This window comes from Ruegeria sp. CDSB022 (assembly GCF_059611145.1).
Map to the genome: position 1 here is coordinate 24738 of NZ_JBXWOZ010000010.1, position 19524 is coordinate 44261.

Sequence of the window (19524 nt, forward strand, 5' to 3'; positions counted from 1 at the left end):
TCCTGACGAACCGCGGCATCCAATGCCCTGTTCCCGAGGGAAAACCTCATGAACAGAGCCTGAATTGGTGGGTTTAGTCAGTAAGGCGCCTCGACGTCATTCATCGAGACATAAACCGTTTTCATCTCGCTGAAATGATTGATTGCCAATTTCGAGTTTTCCCGCCCGACCCCAGACATTTTTGACCCGCCAAACGGGGCTTCAACCGGTGCGAGGTTGTAAGTGTTGATATAGCAGGTGCCCGCCTCGAACGCGGCCGCGATACGATGGGCTCGGGTCAGATCTTTGGTGAACACACCGGCTGCCAGACCGAATTCGGTGTTATTGGCGCGGGCCATCACCTCTTCCTCGGTTTCGAAATCCAACACTGACATAACCGGGCCGAAGATTTCCTCGCGCGCGATGGCCATGTCATCGGTCACATCGGCAAAGACGGCGGGCTGAATGTAGAACCCGTCGCCTTCGATACGCGCACCGCCATAGACCAAACGCGCACCTTCTGCCTTGCCTTTTTCAACATAACCCAGAGCGATATTCATCTGGTTTTCGCTAACCATCGGACCGAAATTAACCTCTTCATCCATCGGGTCGCCGATTTTCACATTCGCCAGACGCTGGGACAGGCGATCGAGGAAGGCTTCTTTGATGCCTTTGTGTACAAAAACGCGGGTGCCGTTGGAACAGACCTGACCCGAGGAGTAGAAATTCCCCAAAATGGCGCCAGACACGGCGTTTTCGATATCCGCATCGTCGAACACGATCATGGGGGACTTGCCGCCTAGTTCCATCGTGACATGCTTCATGCCATCGGCTGCTGCGGCATAAACCTTGCGCCCTGTCGGTACCGATCCGGTCAGCGAGACCTTGGCAACACGGGGGTCCGTCACAAGTGATGCGCCCACATCGCCATAACCCTGAATTACGTTATAGACACCCTTTGGTGCCCCGGCCTCGACCAGGATTTCGGCCACTTGCAGAGCAGACAAGGGCGTGGTCTCGGAAGGCTTGAATACCATCGTGTTGCCGCAGGCCAAAGCAGGCGCGCCTTTCCAGCAGGCAATCTGGGTTGGATAGTTCCACGCGCCGATTCCGACGCAAACCCCAAGCGCCTCACGGATCGTATATACGAAATCCCCACCACCCAGCGGGATATGCGCGCCGGTCAGCGAGGCCGCCAGACCTCCGAAATATTCCAACGCATCGGCTCCGCTGGTAGCATCGGCAACCAACGTTTCCTGCAGCGGTTTTCCAGTATCGTGGGTTTCGATGATCGACAGATCACGATTGCGTTCGCGCATGATGTCCGCGGCGCGGCGCAGAACACGGCCCCTTTCGGTCCCAGACATCGCGGCCCAGTCTGCCTGTGCCGATTTTGCACTGTTTAGAGCCTGATCTATGATCTGCGGAGTAGCAGAATGCAGCCGTGCGATCACTTCCCCTGTTGCAGGGTAGATCACGTCTATGGGTGCTCCGGTCGTGTCGTCGACATATTCACCGTTGATGAAATGGCTCGCCTTGGGCTGAAATCTCATTGTGGGGATTCCCTGATCAGAAGCTGTTTCCTCCGCGTTTATATTTTATTGACTCAGCAGTCAATAAAACTGATCCAGAGCGATTTCCTGCCAATTCCAACAGGCCGTGGCTTGAAATTTTCGGTAAATGTTCTATTTATGTTCTACATAGTCAGAGGATCAACCGATGGCCCATTCATTGCGAAACACCGCCCCGCACGGCCCGACAAACGACTATCACCTGCTGCCCGCCACCGATCGGCAGATACGCTATGCCCGCGCCATCGCGGAGCAAACTGCACTTGAGATTCCGGTCGAGGCGCAGCGCGACCGTCAGTCCATGTCTGCCTGGATTTCCAAACACAAACCTGATGATCCCTCGCCATTTGCAAATTACCCGACCGGCAAGCAGGTTGCCTTTGCCGAACGTATCTCGCGCAGCAAACGCCGCCCAATCCCGTCGGAGTGCTTTCGCGACAAACAGATGATGTCGCGTTGGATAGATCAAAACAAATAGACGAAATCAGAGCCTAATCCGGACTATGATTGCGGGCATACAACGCCACCGCCGCCGCGACGAACAGGCCCAGTAGGATATAGCCGGTCACCGCCTCGGCCACGGCCAGGGCGCGGCACAGCCCGGTTGGGGACATATCGCCGTACCCAACGGTGGTGAATGTAACATAAGAAAAATACAGGATATCAGCGGGCCCTTGCGCCCCGATGACGCAATTATCCTGGTACCCGAATGCGCCATAGGCAGCGGCGAACAGGAACGGAACGACCTGAATAAAGGACACACCCATCAAAAACAGAATGCGGCGCGGTGATTTCACCTGAGTCATATAGAACCAGGATTGAGACACCATCCACACAACCAGCCCCACAGAGGCGATCGTACCGATCGTGTCACCTGCGGTGCCCTCGCTCAGACGGGACAGACCGAACCATGCGAGGAAACTGGCAACCACCATTGCGGCTGCCGCCAGCAGCGTTGATTTCCATTCTTCCAAAGTCGTGGGTTTTCGGGACATGGAACCTCCAACGCGCTGAAATCTCCGGGATTATCCGGTGGACTGTCCTGCGTGGCAACCAGATTTCAGCAAATCAGTCTGCGCCCAGATGCTCCTGTCCCCGCTGACGTGCCAGCAGGATCTGTTTTTGACGTTCCCGGAACCGGGTTTTGTCGACCTCAGAGGTTTCCTCTATGCATTGATGGCAGGACACGCCGTGTTCGTATTCGGCACGTTTCACATCCTCGGGAAGGATCGGGCGACGGCAGCCATGGCACAGGTTGTGCGGCCCTTCGACCAGCCTATGCCCAACAGATACGCGGTTGTCGAACACAAAGCATTCGCCCTGCCAGGTGCTGTTCTCGACGGGCATTTCCTCGAGGTATCGCAAGATGCCACCTTTCAGGTGATAGACATCCTCGACCCCCTGACCCAACAGATAATTGGTGGATTTCTCACACCGGATGCCACCCGTGCAGAACATCGCCACACGCTTATTGTGGAACCGGTCTTTGTTTTCTTCCCACCAAGTGGGGAATTCACGAAAACTGCTTGTTTCAGGGTCTAACGCGCCCTCAAACGTACCGATTGCCACCTCGTAATCATTTCGGGTGTCGATCACCACCACATCATCCGAGCGGATCAGATCATTCCAGTCTTCGGGCTCGACATAATTGCCGACACGGGCGCGCGGATCGATATCCGGTTGGCCCATGGTCACGATCTCTTTTTTCAGGCGTACCTTGATCTTGCCAAATGGCGGTTGGTCAGACGTGGCCTCTTTCCACTCCAGATCAGCACAGCCGGGCAGCGCACGGATATGGGCCAGAACCGCGTCAATGCCAGCGCGGGGTCCGGCAATAGTGCCATTGATCCCTTCCTGTGCCAGCAAGAGCGTCCCTTTGACCGATTGCGCGCGGCACAGCTCAAGCAAGGGCGCACGAAGGGCTTCGTGGTTGGCGAACCGGGTGAAATGATAGAGAGCAGCGATCGTATACATGCGCGCGGTCTAAACCCGCGCGGACAGAGTCGCAAGAGACCGGATTGACGCCCCTTGTCGCGCCCACTACCGATAACGCAATCGAAGGAGGTCCCAATGACCCATGCCCTTATTGTGATCGATGTTCAGAACGATTTCTGTCCCGGCGGTGCGTTGGCGGTTCCCGGCGGGGATGAGATCGTGGCTCCGATCAACGCGATGATGCCAGATTTTGACACGGTGATCCTGACTCAAGACTGGCACCCTGCGGGGCATTCGTCCTTTGCCAGCAGCCATGCGGGCAAAAACCCCTTTGACATGACCGAGATGCCTTATGGGCCTCAGGTTTTGTGGCCAGATCACTGCGTGCAGGGAACAAATGGGGCAGCATTTCATGCGAACCTGCGTACGGATGGCGATCTGATCCTGCGCAAAGGGTTCCGCAGCAACATCGATAGCTATTCGGCGTTCTTTGAGAACGACCAGACCACGCCCACCGGGTTGGAAGGGTATCTGCGCACCCGTGAAATCGAGAGACTGACACTCGTCGGGCTGGCCACGGATTTCTGCGTCTACTACTCTGCGGTTGACGCTGCGCGGCTGGGTTTCGACGTGTCAGTTCAGATGAGAGCCTGCCGGGCAATTAACCTGGATGGGTCATTGGCCTCGGCAGAGACCGCGATGAAAGATGCTGGCGTTCGGCTGATTTAAGGGGTTGCCCCCGCAGCCGCCAGATACTTGAGCAGCGCAAAGATAATCACCGCCAACCCCAAAGCAAACCCAACCCGGCCTGGTACAGTTCGGCGATTTGGTCCGGCCGATTCCGCCTGCTGTGGCCTGGGTTTCCACATTGGAACCTCTTTGGGCAACCCGGCGCGCGGCTTGGCGGCTTTTACATCGTTCATGAACTTCAGGAAATCAAACTCGCCGCAATATTCGCCTTTGACTCCCGTCGTCCGGATATTGTGAAACAAGGCTCGCAGAATGCGATCCCTGTCCGCCGTATCCTGTGGACGGTAATATCCATGGGTAATCTCGCTGCGCGTCGAATCCAGACCAAAACCGGCATCATGAAAAATTTTGCGTATTTTGGGTGACGCTGCCCGCAATGCATCGGCTGTTTTCACATTCCGAAACAGCGCACGCACTTTGCGTCCGTTTTGCGCCCCTGACGGGGTCGCCTCCGGATCGTTTTCCCCCGAAGCGATCGTTACAATATCAAAGTCGTACTCGAGAACCATTCACTAACTAAACCTCGACTATCCATCCCCCTCTTTCCACTAACCGGTGAAAAGACCCCACAATATGCTCGCATTGTGACTTGACCTTGTCATTGTCATCAATTTAGCGACTCTTGCCATTCCACGCACCTATTGATCTAACAACGGAAATCGCAGGAGTTCCCAATGGTCGATATTGCGACGCGAGTATACAATCACAAATGGAAGATTGACCCGATTGTCCGGTCTTTAATCGACACAGACTTCTACAAACTGCTGATGTGCCAGTCAGTGTTTCGAAATAAGCCCCAAACGGATGTGGTGTTTTCACTAATTAACCGGTCGAATCACATTCCATTGGCTGAATTGATTGATGAGGGGGAGCTGCGCGAACAGCTGGACCACATTCGGTCACTCAGCCTGAGCCGGGGGGAAAGCACTTGGCTGCGCGGCAATACCTTTTATGGCAAACGTCAGATGTTCCGTTCAGATTTCATGGGGTGGTTCGAGAACCTGCGACTGCCGCCCTATCACCTTGAACGCAAAGGTGATCAGTACGAATTGACCTTTGAAGGCAAATGGCACGAGGTCATGCTGTGGGAAATTCCCGCATTGGCAGTCCTGATGGAGCTGCGATCCCGCTCGGTGCTGAATGCGATGCGGCGGTTCGAGCTACAAATTCTCTATGCTCGTGCGATGACCCGTGTATGGGAGAAAATCGAACACTTACGAGGGATTCAGGGGCTGGGCATCGCCGATTTCGGCACTAGGCGGCGGCATTCCTTTCTATGGCAGGACTGGTGCGTCCAAGCCATGATCGAAGGTCTGGGCCCTGCATTTACCGGCACCTCGAACTGCCTGATCGCCATGCGGCGCGAGGTCGAGGCCATCGGCACCAATGCCCACGAGTTGCCCATGGTTTACTCTGCGCTGGCTGATACTGATGAGAAACTGGCGCAGGCACCCTATGATGTGCTTAGCGATTGGCACGAGGAACATGACGGCAACCTACGGATCATCCTGCCTGATACCTATGGCACCAAGGGTTTTCTGGACGACGCGCCAGATTGGTTGGCGGGATGGACCGGCATCAGAATCGACAGCGGTGATCCGGCAACCGGTGCAGAAACTGCGATCAAATGGTGGCAATCGCGCGGTGAGGATCCCAAACAGAAACGCGTGATCTTTTCTGACGGTCTGGATGTCGGCAAAATCCGCGAACTGCAAAGTCAGTTTGCAGGCCGCACCAAAGTATCCTTCGGCTGGGGCACGCTGCTGACCAATGATTTCAGAGGGCTGGTTCCCGATGACGCGCTGGCACCCTTCTCGTTGGTCTGCAAGGCGGTTTCGGCCAATGGTCGCCCGACGGTCAAACTGTCGGACAACCCGGAAAAAGCGATGGGTCCGGCAGATCAGATCGAGCGCTACAAACGTGTCTTCGGCGTCGGCGTGCAACAGCCAATCGAGGTCATCGTTTAGGCCCTAACCATGGAATGCAGCTACCGTTTTCACCTGTGAGAACCCGTACAGCGCTTCGAACCCTTTTTCGCGACCATGGCCGGATTTCCCGACACCGCCAAAGGGCAGCTCCACGCCGCCGCCAGCGCCGTAATTGTTGATAAACACCTGCCCCGACCGCAACTTCTTCGCCAGCCGCATCTGCCGCGCGCCATCGCGTGTCCAAATGCTGGCAACCAGCCCGTAATCGGTGGAGTTGGCGATCTGCAGGGCCTCTTCCTCGGTCTCAAAGGGGATCAGTACTTGGACTGGGCCGAAAATCTCATCCTGTGCCAAAACATGATCAGAGGGTACGTCGGCAAACAGGGTCGGTTGCACATAGGCGCCAGACTCGGGTGCGTGGCCAACAATCGGCCCCTGGCCCACGATATTCAGATCTGCGCCTTTGTCGATAAATCCAGTCACGATGTCCTTCTGGCGTGCTGAAATCAGGGGCCCCAGGCGCAAATCTTCGGACGCGGGCCCAACGGTCAACTCGGAATAGGCCGAGGCCATGCGCGATTTGACCTGCTCATACACTCCGCGTTGCACCAGAACGCGGGAGGAGGCCGAACAGGTCTGCCCTGCGTTCTGAACGCCCGCATTCACCAGAAATGGCAGGGCCGCATCCAGATCTGCATCGTCGAACACCAGCTGCGGGGATTTCCCGCCCAGCTCCAGCGTCACTGGCACCACGTTATGCCCAGCGGCCTGTTGCACCAACGCGCCGGTGGCAACGGAGCCGGTGAAGGACACATGCTGAATCCCCGGATGCGCCGACAGCGCCGCCCCGGCCTCGGCCCCCAGCCCCGGAACCACGTTCAAAGCGCCCGCCGGCAACCCGGCCTGCTGCGCCAGATGGGCAAAGGCAAGCGCGGTCAAACAGGCCTCTTCCGCTGGTTTCAGCACACAGGCATTGCCCATCGCCAAAGCCGCCCCGACAGAGCGGCCGATGATCTGCATAGGGTAATTCCACGGCACAATGTGGCCCGTCACACCATGCGGTTCACGCAGGGTATAGACGGTATAGCCATCCAGATAAGGGATCGTTTCGCCCATCACCTTATCCGCCGCGCCTCCGTAAAACTCACAATACCGCGCCAGTGCCACCGCATCGGCGCGCGCCTGTGTCAGGGGTTTGCCGACATCCATCGCCTCCAACGCGGCCAGATCATCGACACGCTCCAGCACCATCTGACCCAACCGGGTCAGAATGCGGCCCCTCTCCAGTGCGGTTTTGCGGCCCCAGTCCCCATCCAGCGCCTTTTGCGCCGCGTTCACCGCAGCATCGATGTCATCAGCATCCCCGCGCGCGATACGACATAGCTCGGACCCGTCCGACGGGTTGATCAGCGGCAAATCGGCCTGAGACGCAGGCCGCTGCCACGCGCCGCCAATCAGGCACAAGCTGGGATCGAACCACAAGGGGTTGGTCATGTCAGGCTCCACTTCGTCTCTAACATTGAAATTTACGCCACATCCTGACCGATATCCGGCAGGATAGGTGCAGCGGCAATCAGGGTTTGGGTATAAACGTGCTGCGGGTTGGAAAAGACCTGTTCGGTCTCACCCTGTTCGACAATCTGCCCCGCCTGCATCACCAAAACCCGGTCGGTAATGGTGCGCACGACGCTTAGATCGTGGCTGATGAACAGATAAGTCAGGTCATAGGCGGCGCAGAGCTCGGCCAGCAGATCAAGGATCTGCGCTCGGACAGAAACATCAAGGGCCGAGACCGCCTCATCAAACAAGATCAGTTCGGGCCGGATGATCAGGGCACGGGCGATGGCGATACGCTGCCTCTGCCCGCCCGAGAATTCGTGAATGTACCGACCCGCGTCATTGGGGCTGAGACCTACGGCTGTCAGAATCTCGGCGATCCGATCCTGCCGCTCGAACCCGGTTGGAGGATGTTCGAGCAGGTGAAACGGCTCGGTGATCAGGCGAGTGACCCGGTGTCGGGGGTTGAAGCTGCCATAGGGGTCCTGGAACACAACCTGCATCTTACGCCGGACGGCCAGATTGGGTTTGTGCCCGGTGAATACTGGCTGCCCGTCCAGCAGAATCTGGCCGCTCTGCACCTCTTCCAGCCCCAGGATAGCCCGTGTTAGGGTCGATTTTCCGCACCCGGACTCTCCGACTAGGCCCAAGCGCTCGCCTTTGTTCAGTGTAAAGCTGACCCCAGCCACAGCCCTGTGGTGTCGCGGCGCATCAAACAAGCCCTTTCGGGGCAAACGGTAATCCCGGACCACCTGTGCAACCTCAAGCAAAGGCTGTGTCGGTTTGGGTTCCGGCAGGTTGACCTGATGGCCCGAAGCCCGGAACAGCATGCGTGTATAAGGGTGCTGCATGTTCCGCAGCAAGGGTTCGGTGGCGCCGGCCTCGACGACTTCGCCATAGCGCATGACGATGATCCGGTCGGCCATATCGGCCACAACCGCCAGATCATGGGTGATCATTAGCAATCCCATGTCGTATTCGCGCACCAACCCCGTGAGCAGGTCTAGAATCTGCGCCTGCGTAGTGACGTCCAGCGCCGTCGTAGGTTCGTCCGCGATCAGCAACCTTGGGCGCAACGCGATGGCCATGGCGATCACCACGCGCTGACGCTGACCACCGGACAGCTCATGCGGATACCTGGACAGAGGGAACCTTTCGGGCGGAAGGCCGACGCGCGTCAGCACTTCTTCGGCACGGGACCGGGCCTGTGCAGTAGGCATGGCTTTGTGGATCAGGATTGTCTCCATCACCTGATCCCCGATGGTTTTGACCGGGTTGAGCGCGGTCATGGGTTCCTGAAACACCATCCCGACCGAGGCGCCACGCAGGGCGCACATCTCATCCTCGGAACAGTTCAGCAGGTCCAGCCCGTCCAACCGGATCGCGCCCGCGGCATCCGCACCGTTTGGCAGCAGTTGCATCACCGCCAACGCCGTCATGGACTTGCCCGAACCGCTTTCACCGGTGACGGCGACGATCTCACCCGACGCAACAGACAGGCTGACCTGTTTGAGGATGTCCATGCCATGAATCGACAGGTTGAGATTTTCGATTTCCAGCAAGCTCATGCGCGCGCCACCCGTATTCTTGGGTCCAGCCAATCCCGCAAACCGTCGCCCAGCAGGTTCAGCCCCAAAACAGTGACAATGATTGCAAGCCCCGGAATCAGAGCCAAATGCGGGGCAAAACTGACCATCGTCTGCGCATCTGCCAACATCCGGCCCCAACTGGGCGTAGGCGGTTGCGCACCCAACCCGACATAGGACAGGCCCGCCTCGGCAAGAATGCCAAGGCTGAATTGGATGGTGCCCTGTACGATCAGCAAGTTCGCCACATTAGGCATGATATGTTCCGCCGATATCCGCGCCGCGCCCTTGCCCGAGACCCGGGCGGCCAGGATGAACTCTCGCTCCCACAGGGACAGCGCAGCGCCACGGGTGATACGGGCAAAGACCGGAATGTTGAAGATACCGATGGCAATGATGGCGTTGACCGCCCCGGCACCGAAAACGGCAGTGATCAGGATGGCGATGACCAACGACGGGAAAGCAAAAACCAGATCGTTGCCGCGCATGATCACCTCATCCAGCCACGTGCCTTTGCGCGCCGCTGCCGCCAGACCAAGTGGCACGCCCAATGTCATGCCGATCCCCACCGCCACCAAGGCCACAGCGATTGAAGTGCGCGCACCCACCATGATCATTGAGAACATGTCCCGCCCAAAATGATCGGTGCCAAACCAGTGCTGCGCGTTGGGTGGTTGCAGCTTGGCGGGAATATTCAGCGCGGCGTGCGCATAGGGCGTCCAGACAAAGGAAAGTGCGGCCGCCAAGACCACCAGCGAGGAGAGCACTGCACCAAGGATGAGGTTGCGGCTCATGTCCTGCTCCTCAGACGGGGGTCAACGGCGGCATAGGCGAGATCAACCAGAAAATTCACCGTGATCACTGCAAAAACCAGTAGCATGACCACGGATTCCACCACGATCAGATCGCGGGCCGAGATCGCTTGAAACACCAGCCGCCCGAGGCCGGGCAGGTAAAACACCTGTTCGATAATGATGGACCCGGCCAGAAGAAAGGAAAACTGCAGCCCGATGATAGTCAGCACCGGGATCAGCGCATTGCGCACCCCGTGACGCCACAGCGCCTGTCGGCGGGACAGGCCCTTGGCCCGTGCGGTGCGCATGAAATCCTCACCCAGAATATCCAGCAGGGCCGACCGCATGACCCTTGCAAGAATCGCCGCCTGTGGCAGAGCCAGCGCTATGGCTGGCAGGGTCAGCGAGTGTAGACCGGTCCAAAACCCGTCGTCCCAGCCTGCGAACCCTCCAGCGTTGAACCAGCGCAGATTGATGGCAAAGACCAGCACCAGCATCATGGCGAACCAGAAATTGGGCACGGCGATGCCGAGCTGTGTGGCCCCCATGACCGCCACATCGCCGGGCCGCCCCCGGCGCGCAGCAGCGTAAATCCCTGCGGGAAAGGCGATCAGGGTTGAAAGGGTCAGCGCATAAAGCGCCAGCGGCAGCGACACCCAAAGTCGGTCCGCAATCATCTGCGACACCGGCGTGCGATAGGTGTATGAGGTGCCGAAATCCCCGACCAGCATTCCGCTGACCCAGTTGAAATAGCGCTGCGGTTTGGACACATCCAACCCCAGCTCGGCCCGCAGCGCGGCCAGCGTGTCCGCCTGCGCGTTGACGCCAAGCATGAAGGATGCCGGATCGCCCGGCGCGACCTCGATCACTGCAAAAATGACCACCGAGGCGATAGCCAGGCTGATCACCAGCGAAATCAGACGTTTGAGGGCATAGCGTAGCATTACAAACAGGTTACGGGTGCGAGCGGCGCCTACGCAACAGCTACTTGTAGGACTGCTGCTCTTGCCGGACCAGATCAGTCGCGCAGGTCGAAAGCTTCGCCGCGGGTGCGCTGTCCACCAGCGTTTCCAGATTTGTCTCGGTCCGGGCCAGTGCCGCCCGACGAAGGACCATCAGGCGCGCGCGAGGACTGTCCAGAAACTGCTCCTGCGGGATGAGCGTTTCCAGCGGGCTGTCGATGCGGATGACCTCGAAATAGCCGCCAAACAGGGCAAGGAAGGCAAAGGCGCAGTTTGGTGCCTCGGCCCCGCATTGGTCAGAACAGAGCTGCGCGATGGGGCGGGTCGACTGGGATGTCATCAACCAGTTTTCCACCGCCGGGCGCCAGCTATTGTCCACAGACAGATCGCCATATCCCAGCCCCAGGGCCAGCAATCCCGCCATGCCCAGCGCCTGATCGGAATTCATGTCAACTGGATCAGGCTGAATGTGGCGCAGCGCTGCCAGACCGTCGCCGCGCGGCTCGGGATCGACCGTCAGATAACTCAGATAAGGTTTGAGGTCCTGCATCAGCTGCCCATCCGCCAACAGATCGCCGCGCATTTCTGGATCGCCATAGAGCGCCACAATTCGCGTCGGGTAGTCCGTAGCTTGATGTTCTCCCAACGCATTGAGCTGTGCAATCAGCTTCGGGTCTGGTGTGGGGCGTTTGGCATCCAACAGCGCTTGGGCAAGCTCATTTCCACCTTTCGCCTCGACCAACAGCCAGGATCGGCCAAAGGCCGTCAGGTCTTTTTGACGAAACAGCTTGCGCGAACCCTTTCGGCCCAGCGATTGGCGGAACGGAGATGGTCCAAGATCGGCGGTTTCAATTCGCCCCAACAGCAGACGAGCCTGCGCGTTGCCATCAGCCGCCAGATCCGCCAGCAGTGGCAGAGCGCGTTCATCATCGCCCTCCAGCCACAGTGTCACCGCCTGTTCAAGCGGCGTATCCCCTTTGGCGACCGGCGCAATCACGACTAAAACCGCAATCATCAACGCAACGAGGGTTGATCTTCTCATGCGCCGGTCTCCTCTCTGGAACTGGTCTTATTCCGCCCAACTGATGGCGGTCAGGTCGATGGCCGCTGTGGGTGCGTTTTCCCAAAGTCCCTGAACGCCAGCCTTGGCAACGCCAAGCTTGGCCAGCTGGAACAGATACCCGTTGACGTAATCATTTGCGATCAGACGCTGCGCTTCGCCCAACAGGCGGGTACGCTCATCAGGGTCGGTGGTGGCGTTCAACGTCTCCATCAGCGTCTGAAAGTCGATGCTGTCATACTGGAAATAATAGTCGGGCCGCGCATAGATGCCGATATCCATCGGCTCGGTATGGCTGACGATAGTCAGACCAAAATCCTTGCCCTTGAACACCGATTCCAGCCACTGCGCCCATTCGACATTGATGATTTCAGCCTCAATCCCGACCTCGGCCAGTTGTGCGGCGATGATCTCGCCTCCGCGGCGAGCGTAAGAAGGCGGCGGCAGGTGCAGAGTGGTCTTGAACCCTTCGGCATAGCCCGCATCGGCCAGCAACTGCGCGGCCTTCTTGGGGTCATACGCCGAATTGCCGGTCAGATCGACATAGGCGGGGTTGTGCGGGGCAAAATGCGTTCCGATGGGCGTGCCATAGCCGAACATCGCGCCGTCAATAATTGCCTGACGGTCGATGGCATGGGCCAGCGCCTGCCGCACCCGGATGTCGTCAAAGGGCGGCTGCTTGTTGTTGGTGGACAGAATCGTCTCACCCTCGGTCGAGCCGACAAGCACCTGAAAGCGCGGATCAGCCTCGAACTGCGGCATGTTCTCAGGCGCCGGGAAAATGTCGAACACATCAACATCCTCGGCCATCATGGCGGCAAAGGCGGCGGTTGGGTCCGAGATGAACTTGAATGTAGCAGACTCTAACGCGGGCTGATCACCCCAATAGTCGGGGTTTCGCGTCAGCGTGATGCTGTCCCCCTGCACCCAGTCCCCAAAGGCAAACGCGCCGGTGCCGACCGGGTTGGTCTTGATCGCCTCTATGCTTTCGGGGGCGACAATCACCGCATCCCCCCAGGCCATATTGAACAGGAAATTCCCGTTTGGTCCTGACAGGGTGACCCTGACGGTCAACGGATCCACGACCTCAACGCTTTCGATCCCGGCAAACAGGGCCTTTTGTGCATTGGCGCTGTCTTCAGCGCGGGCCCGGTCAAGGCTGAATTTGACGTCCTCGGCATCCATGGTGGTGCCATCGTGGAAGGTCACACCATCGCGCAGCTTAAAGGTATAGACGGTGCCGTCGTCTGATATCTCCCAGCTTTCCGCCAGCCCGGGCACGACCGATCCGTCGCCCATGAACCGGGTCAGACCTTCGAAGATATTGGTATAGACAACCGAATCGATGGCCTGTGCCGCAGCGCTGGTCGGGTCCAGATGCGGCGGCTCAAGCTGCATTGCGATGGTGATGTCGGATTTGGCCAGGGCCTGGGTGGCTATCAAACTGGCTCCAATCGCCAGCGCCGATGCAAAAGACCGAAACATCTGCTTTGTCATATCGTTGTCTCCCCACTGAAACTGCGTGGTCCTGCATGTCGCGGACCGGTCTGCGGACCAATGTCCCTTTAAACCTTAGGTCAATCAAGGAAATGTTCGCGCAACCGGGCTATCTTTGGCCCGGTCCAATCTGCTATGCCGCACCGCAACATGAACCGCGAGGAGCGAGCATGAGCGCCACCGCCCGCAAAAGAGCCCCGAATGCCGTGGATATTCGCGCCCGAAAAGGTGGCGAGCCACTGGTCAGTCTGACCGCATATACAACTCCGATGGCCCGACTGATGGATGATCATTGCGACTTTGTTCTGGTCGGTGACAGTGTCGGCATGGTGCTACACGGGTTGGAATCCACCCTTGGCGTGACGATGGAGATGATGATCCTGCATGGTCAGGCTGTTGCTCGCGGGCTGGACAAGGCGATGATGGTCATCGACATGCCCTTTGCCAGTTACGAGGAAAGCCCCTCACAGGCGTTCCGCAATGCCGCCCGCCTGATGGCGGAAACCGGTGCCGGTGCGATCAAGCTAGAGGGCGGGGTCGAAATGGCCGAAACCATCCGCTTTCTGGTCAAGCGCGGCATCCCGGTGATGGCGCATATCGGCCTGACCCCACAGTCGATCAACACGCTAGGTGGATATAAGGTGCAGGGCCGTGATGTTCAGGCACAGACGGTACTGGCCGATGCCCATGCCGTGGCTGATGCAGGCGCCTTTTCCCTTGTGTTAGAGAAGGTCCCGCAGGGTCTAGCCAACCAAATCACTGCCGAGGTCGCCATCCCTACTATCGGCATTGGCGCGTCCGCCGAATGTGACGGGCAAATACTTGTGGTGGACGACATGGTCGGCTTTTTCACCGCTTTCAAACCGAAATTCGTCAAACGATATGCCGAGCTGGGGCCACTGGCCGAGGCCGCCATCGCCGAGTACGCCGCCGAAGTGCGCGCACGCGCTTTCCCCGCCGATGAACATGTCTTTGCCAATCAGGCTCCGTCACAGGGCACAGCTAAATGACCGCTCCGATCCTGCGTCGCCTCTCCGATCTGCGCGCCTTGACCGCCAACTGGCGCAAGAATGGTGAGGCAATCGGCGTCGTCCCAACTATGGGCGCGTTGCATCCGGGGCATCTGTCTCTGGTTGAGGCGGCCAAAAATGGCACCGACCGAGTTATCGTGACGATTTTCGTGAACCCAACGCAGTTTAACAACCCCGAGGATCTGGCCAATTATCCGCGCACCGAAATCGAAGATGCTCAGAAACTGGCCCCCTATGGCGTTGATGCAATTTATGTGCCGGACCCGGACGAGATCTACCCGCAAGGCTTTGCCACCACCGTATCTGTAACTGGCCTGACCAGTGTGATGGAGGGCGAATTCCGCCCCGGCCATTTCGATGGCGTCGCCACTGTGGTCGCCAAACTGTTCCTGCAAACCCAGGCAGACAGAGCCTATTTTGGGGAAAAAGACTATCAACAGCTGCTGGTCGTGCGCCGCATGGCGCGCGATCTGGATATCCCGATCGAAGTGATCGGCTGCCCCACGGTGCGTGAACCCTCGGGTCTGGCCATGTCCTCGCGCAATCAGCGCCTCTCGCCCGAGGGGGTGGAGATTGCAGCGCACAAACACCGCATCATGCTGGATCTGGCCAACGCGCTAAAGAACGGCGCCCCGTTCGACACACTGGCAGCACAGGCCAGTACCGATCTTTTGGCCGCAGGTTTTACACAAGTGGAATATATCCAACTGCGCTGTGCGGAATCTCTGAACCCGCTGACACATGCCGACCGACCCACCCGCCTGTTTGCCGCGGCCTGGGCGGATGGAGTGCGTCTAATCGACAATATTCCCGTCTGAACACTCTGGTACGCAACCGACTGTTTGCGCTAAAGTCTCGCAAAACCAAATGCGAAGGGGGGCGCAGGCGTGACCTATATTCTTGCCATTGATCAGGGCACCACATCATCACGGGCCATTCTGTTCGACGCGGACATGCAACGGGCAGGCACCGCGCAGCATGAATTCACGCAGCATTTCCCACAAGAAGGCTGGGTCGAACACGATCCCGAGGAAATCTGGGACAGCGTCCTACGTGTCTGCCGCGAGGTGATGCAGAGCGTTGGCGCAACCCCCGATCAGATTGCCGGTATCGGCATCACCAACCAGCGTGAAACAACCGTGGTCTGGGATAAACAGACCGGCGAGCCTATCCACAACGCAATCGTCTGGCAGGATCGACGCACCGCCGATATCTGCGCCCGCTACAAGCAGGCCGGTTGCGAGGATGACGTGACCCAGCAGACCGGGCTGTTGCTGGACCCGTATTTTTCGGGCACCAAAGTCAAATGGCTACTGGATAATGTCCCCGGCGCCCGCGACCGCGCCGAGGCAGGCGATCTACTGTTCGGCACCATCGACAGTTTCCTGATCTGGCGCCTGACCGAAGGCTGCAACCACGTGACAGACGCCACCAACGCTGCCCGCACACTGCTGTTCGACATCCACAAAGGCTGTTGGAGCACCGAGATCTGCGATCTGTTGGATGTGCCCATGTCCATGCTGCCCGAGGTACAGGATTGCGCCTCGGATTTCGGAGAAACGACTCTGATTGGGGGAAAAATCCCGATTCTGGGTGTTGCGGGCGATCAGCAGGCCGCGACTATCGGGCAGGCCTGTTTTCAGCCCGGCATGATGAAATCGACCTATGGGACAGGCTGTTTTGCGCTGTTGAATACCGGGCCACAGCCGGTCGCCTCGAAGAACCGCCTACTGACGACGATCGCCTATCAGTTGGACGGACAAAGAACCTATGCACTTGAGGGTTCGATTTTTGTCGCAGGCGCAGCAGTCCAATGGCTGCGCGATGCGCTGCAGATCATCGAAACCGCCCCGGAAAGTGGCGAGCTGGCGCAGCAGGCCGACCCGAACCAGCATGTTGTGCTGGTGCCTGCGTTCACCGGATTGGGCGCGCCCTATTGGAAACCCGATTGCCGGGGCGCGGTCTTTGGGCTGACCCGCAATTCCGGCCGGGCAGAATTTGCCAAGGCAACACTGGAAAGCATCGCCTATCAGACCCGAGACCTGTGGCATGCCATGCAGGGCGACTGGGGCGCAGATACCGATGTCATCTTACGCGTCGACGGCGGTGCCAGCGCATCCGATTGGGCGATGCAAGGCCTGTCGGATTACCTCGGCGCCGAGGTCGACCGACCCGTGATGCAGGAAACCACCGCTCTGGGCGCGGCCTGGCTGGCCGGTATGCGCGCGGGCATCTACCCCGACCAACAGGAATTCGCAGAAACCTGGGCGCTGGATCGCCGGTTCGAACCCAAACTCTCCACAGAGGAACGCGACGCCGCCTATGACCGCTGGCAACGCGCTGTTCAGGCGGCCATGGCGTTCTGATCGCTGCCGCATTTGGGCTCTGCTTTGTTCAAGGTTGGGTTTTTTGGGGCCACCTGTGCGAACGGTGAATTTCTACGGCAAGTCAGTGCTGCGAGTTAGGCTGATGGTCAATGTCGGTAGAGCGGGACATTCCTGCCGCTCACGAAATATTTCACTTAGCTAATCACGTGGATATCTACTAACGCTGATTCCATGGCTTACAATTACGACAAACTGTACGGCGAGACACGAAATGCACTGGGGCAACCAACTTCGGTTTTTGTCAAATTTTTCGACCAACTCGACCAACATAACGTTCGTGTCCTCGACGTGGGGTGCGGACAAGGCCGTGACGCTATTTTCATTGCGAATTTGGGGCATCGCGTTGTGGGAGTGGACATATCCCCCAATGGCATTCGCGACCTAAGAGCTGCAGCGACAAAAGAAAATTTAAAAGTTGAAGGTGTTGTGGCCGACATCACTACCTACAACCCAGAGGGTCTATTTGACATAGTGCTGATCGACCGAACACTGCACATGTTAGATCGCCCATCTCGGGGCACGGTTCTGAATTCGTTGATGGACCATGTAAGCGATGACGGATGGCTTCTAATCGCGGATGAGTCGCCCAATATTGCAGACTTTAAAGCCACCGCTTTGGCCCATGGTTTGGATTGGAAAACACATTTCGCAGAACGCGGTTATCTGTTTATGCGCCGATCTTAACGAACACATTGGGCTCGAACCGGATATCTGCCGTATCTGTAGTCCCGGTAGCCTGATTGAGAACGCGAGGATCAAATCCATCTGACAACCGATAATCGAGCGCCTTTAGCTGTGATCTTTCAGCAAGCGTTGCTTTTGCCGTGACCAGTCGCGCTTGGCCTGGGTTTCGCGCTTGTCGTGGTTTTTCTTACCCTTGGCGATGCCGATCTTAATCTTGGCCAGGCCCTTGTGGTTGAAATACAGGACCAGCGGCACAAGCGTCATGCCTTTGCGTTGGGTCGCGTTCCACAGATTTGACAGCTCTTTGCGCGACACCAACAACTTACGGCGACGACGTTCTTCGTGTTTGAATACCTTGGCCTGTTCGTAAGGGGCGACATAGCTGTTGACCAACCACAGCTCTCCGTCATCAACCGTGGCATAGCTTTCGGCGATGTTCGACCCGCCTGCCCGCAGGGATTTGACCTCGGACCCGTGCAGAATGATGCCGCACTCGATATCCTCTTCGATCGCGTAATCGAAGCGGGCGCGCCGGTTTTCGGCGATGACTTTGTAATTCGGGTCTGTCTTCTGCTTGGCCATGACGGGTTGATTTATGCCCCTTGGGCGGACCTTGCAAGCAGGTGCATCAGGATTTGGCCGAGATAATCAGATCGGGGCCGAAAATCGTGTCGGCGTGGTTGTGCAGATAGATTTTCAGCCAAGGCGTAAACCGGTCAGGATGGCGCTGCACCTCGGCCAGCAGATCGTGGTAGTCGATCCAGCGGATATCCATCACTTCCTCGGGGTTCGGCTCGATCTTCAGTGGCCCGCGGACATGAGCGAGGAAAACATCCACCACCTCATGCTCGATCAGCGAATTGCCGACATCGGCGTGATATTCCAAACGGTGACGATATTCGGGATACAGCCCAGTGATCCCCAGTTCCTCTTGCAAGCGACGCACTGCACAGACCGAGGGCATCTCACCCCAGTCAGGATGGGTACAACAGGTATTCGCCCACAGGCCGGGCGTGTGGTATTTGCCCATCGCCCGGCGCTGCAGCAAAATCTCGGTGCCGCGCACAACAAAGACCGACACCGCTTTGTGCCGCAGACCCTTTTCATGGGCTTCAAGCTTTTCAACGGGGGTCAATTCACCATCAACCCAGGCCGGGATCATGATTCCCATTTGTCGTCTCCTGCTGCCGATCCGCCTGGGCGACCGGGAATTCCGGAATAGCTTTGGCCTGATAGGCTTGGCTGTGGTGCAAAGCGGGCAATGCACCACGCGATTCCAAACTGGCGTCTATTGATCCGGTTATCAACCGCACGAAAGGCCGCAGGGGCTGCGGCCTTTTCTGGTCTTACCGATTGCGTGGTTTCCCAGGTTATTCGCCCGAAACACTGACGATATAGGCGTAAACGTCCTCAGCACCCTTTTTCAGCTTGAAGGTCATTTTGGACTTGGCCGAGGTCTGATCCAGATAGGATTGCAGGAAGGCTTTGGGGTCCTGGGCATATTCGACAAAGGTTGCCTCGTCCCAGACCAAGCCGTTTTCACCGGCTTCGACAATGCTGTCACCGTATTTGAACCCTTCGACCGTCCCAGCAGTACGGCCTGCAACCCCATAGAGGTTCGGGCCGGTTTTTCCGCCCTTTACGATCACCTCGCCATCGGGATCAGCAATCAGATGGCAGGATTTGCATTTGTTGAAGGCTTTCTTGCCAGCTTCGGTGTCACCTTCAGCATAGACTGGAAGGGCCAGTAGGCCGGCAATTGCGGTCGCGAGGATACGATTCATAACTTTTGCTCCGATACGA

General features: G+C 58.0%; 20 protein-coding genes. 7 read left to right on the top strand and 13 right to left on the bottom strand.

Annotated elements, in window-relative coordinates; genetic code table 11:
- Positions 1–77 precede the first annotated feature (77 nt).
- On the bottom strand, positions 78–1532 hold the full coding sequence (gene betB, locus AC2FIZ_RS14530; protein WP_496791239.1) for a betaine-aldehyde dehydrogenase: 1455 nt from the start codon (positions 1530–1532) through the stop codon (positions 78–80).
- A 166-nt stretch (positions 1533–1698) separates the two neighbouring features.
- On the opposite strand from betB, the gene AC2FIZ_RS14535 reads away from it, so the two are divergent.
- On the top strand, positions 1699–2028 hold the full coding sequence (locus tag AC2FIZ_RS14535; RefSeq protein ID WP_271952366.1) for a hypothetical protein: 330 nt from the start codon (positions 1699–1701) through the stop codon (positions 2026–2028).
- 13 nt (positions 2029–2041) lie between these two features.
- Here the strand turns inward: AC2FIZ_RS14535 and AC2FIZ_RS14540 are convergent, their stop codons facing one another.
- On the bottom strand, positions 2042–2545 hold the full coding sequence (locus AC2FIZ_RS14540) for a potassium channel family protein (RefSeq protein ID WP_281973307.1): 504 nt from the start codon (positions 2543–2545) through the stop codon (positions 2042–2044).
- Positions 2546–2618: 73 nt separating this feature from the next.
- Positions 2619–3524, bottom strand: a complete 906-nt coding sequence (gene trhO, locus AC2FIZ_RS14545; RefSeq protein WP_281973308.1) for an oxygen-dependent tRNA uridine(34) hydroxylase TrhO — start codon at positions 3522–3524, stop codon at positions 2619–2621.
- Positions 3525–3620: 96 nt separating this feature from the next.
- On the opposite strand from trhO, the gene pncA reads away from it, so the two are divergent.
- On the top strand, positions 3621–4214 hold the full coding sequence (pncA, locus tag AC2FIZ_RS14550; protein WP_281973309.1) for a bifunctional nicotinamidase/pyrazinamidase: 594 nt from the start codon (positions 3621–3623) through the stop codon (positions 4212–4214).
- Here pncA and AC2FIZ_RS14555 read toward each other — a convergent pair.
- A complete protein-coding gene (locus tag AC2FIZ_RS14555; protein WP_281973310.1) occupies positions 4211–4744 on the bottom strand; it encodes a hypothetical protein in 534 nt (177 codons plus the stop codon). The two genes, pncA and AC2FIZ_RS14555, sit on opposite strands and share 4 nt — an antisense overlap.
- Before the next feature lie 165 nt (positions 4745–4909).
- Here AC2FIZ_RS14555 and pncB point away from each other — a divergent pair, with 165 nt between their 5' ends.
- Positions 4910–6202, top strand: coding sequence for a nicotinate phosphoribosyltransferase (gene pncB, locus AC2FIZ_RS14560; RefSeq protein WP_142638615.1), 1293 nt, complete (start codon positions 4910–4912; stop codon positions 6200–6202).
- Between the two features lie 3 nt (positions 6203–6205).
- Here pncB and AC2FIZ_RS14565 read toward each other — a convergent pair whose 3' ends face one another.
- From AC2FIZ_RS14565 to AC2FIZ_RS14590, 6 genes are read right to left on the bottom strand one after another with little or no spacing between them, the layout of a single operon-like run.
- Positions 6206–7657 (bottom strand): aldehyde dehydrogenase family protein, encoded by a 1452-nt coding sequence (locus tag AC2FIZ_RS14565; protein ID WP_281995703.1) that lies wholly within the window; start codon positions 7655–7657, stop codon positions 6206–6208.
- Between the two features lie 32 nt (positions 7658–7689).
- The gene (locus AC2FIZ_RS14570; protein WP_496791240.1) at positions 7690–9288 is read right to left on the bottom strand and encodes an ABC transporter ATP-binding protein; all 1599 of its coding nucleotides are present in this window, start codon (positions 9286–9288) and stop codon (positions 7690–7692) included.
- On the bottom strand, positions 9285–10100 hold the full coding sequence (locus AC2FIZ_RS14575; protein ID WP_142638610.1) for an ABC transporter permease: 816 nt from the start codon (positions 10098–10100) through the stop codon (positions 9285–9287). The genes AC2FIZ_RS14570 and AC2FIZ_RS14575 overlap by 4 nt, the downstream gene beginning before the upstream one ends.
- Positions 10097–11044: an ABC transporter permease gene (locus AC2FIZ_RS14580; protein ID WP_282027660.1), complete on the bottom strand. Its 948-nt coding sequence runs from the start codon at positions 11042–11044 to the stop codon at positions 10097–10099. The genes AC2FIZ_RS14575 and AC2FIZ_RS14580 overlap by 4 nt, the downstream gene beginning before the upstream one ends.
- A gap of 40 nt (positions 11045–11084) precedes the next feature.
- Entirely contained in the window at positions 11085–12104 is a 1020-nt protein-coding gene (locus tag AC2FIZ_RS14585) for a hypothetical protein (protein ID WP_281995707.1), read from the bottom strand.
- Positions 12105–12131: 27 nt separating this feature from the next.
- Complete coding sequence (locus tag AC2FIZ_RS14590) at positions 12132–13619, bottom strand: ABC transporter substrate-binding protein (protein ID WP_281995708.1); 1488 nt, start codon at positions 13617–13619, stop codon at positions 12132–12134.
- Between the two features lie 170 nt (positions 13620–13789).
- Between AC2FIZ_RS14590 and panB the strand changes: the two genes are divergently transcribed.
- From panB to AC2FIZ_RS14610, 4 genes are all read left to right on the top strand, one after another.
- Positions 13790–14629, top strand: a complete 840-nt coding sequence (gene panB, locus AC2FIZ_RS14595; RefSeq protein ID WP_271952346.1) for a 3-methyl-2-oxobutanoate hydroxymethyltransferase — start codon at positions 13790–13792, stop codon at positions 14627–14629.
- Positions 14626–15468: a pantoate--beta-alanine ligase gene (gene panC, locus AC2FIZ_RS14600; RefSeq protein ID WP_496791242.1), complete on the top strand. Its 843-nt coding sequence runs from the start codon at positions 14626–14628 to the stop codon at positions 15466–15468. The genes panB and panC overlap by 4 nt, the downstream gene beginning before the upstream one ends.
- A gap of 69 nt (positions 15469–15537) precedes the next feature.
- Positions 15538–17016, top strand: a complete 1479-nt coding sequence (gene glpK / locus AC2FIZ_RS14605) for a glycerol kinase GlpK (protein WP_496791243.1) — start codon at positions 15538–15540, stop codon at positions 17014–17016.
- Between the two features lie 192 nt (positions 17017–17208).
- A complete protein-coding gene (locus AC2FIZ_RS14610) occupies positions 17209–17721 on the top strand; it encodes a class I SAM-dependent methyltransferase (RefSeq protein WP_282022203.1) in 513 nt (170 codons plus the stop codon).
- Positions 17722–17826: 105 nt separating this feature from the next.
- Here AC2FIZ_RS14610 and smpB read toward each other — a convergent pair whose 3' ends face one another.
- From smpB to AC2FIZ_RS14625, 3 genes are all read right to left on the bottom strand, one after another.
- The gene (gene smpB, locus AC2FIZ_RS14615; protein WP_271951849.1) at positions 17827–18303 is read right to left on the bottom strand and encodes an SsrA-binding protein SmpB; all 477 of its coding nucleotides are present in this window, start codon (positions 18301–18303) and stop codon (positions 17827–17829) included.
- Between the two features lie 46 nt (positions 18304–18349).
- Positions 18350–18892, bottom strand: a complete 543-nt coding sequence (gene idi / locus AC2FIZ_RS14620) for an isopentenyl-diphosphate Delta-isomerase (RefSeq protein WP_271951847.1) — start codon at positions 18890–18892, stop codon at positions 18350–18352.
- 199 nt (positions 18893–19091) lie between these two features.
- Complete coding sequence (locus tag AC2FIZ_RS14625; RefSeq protein WP_142638581.1) at positions 19092–19505, bottom strand: c-type cytochrome; 414 nt, start codon at positions 19503–19505, stop codon at positions 19092–19094.
- Positions 19506–19524 lie beyond the last annotated feature (19 nt).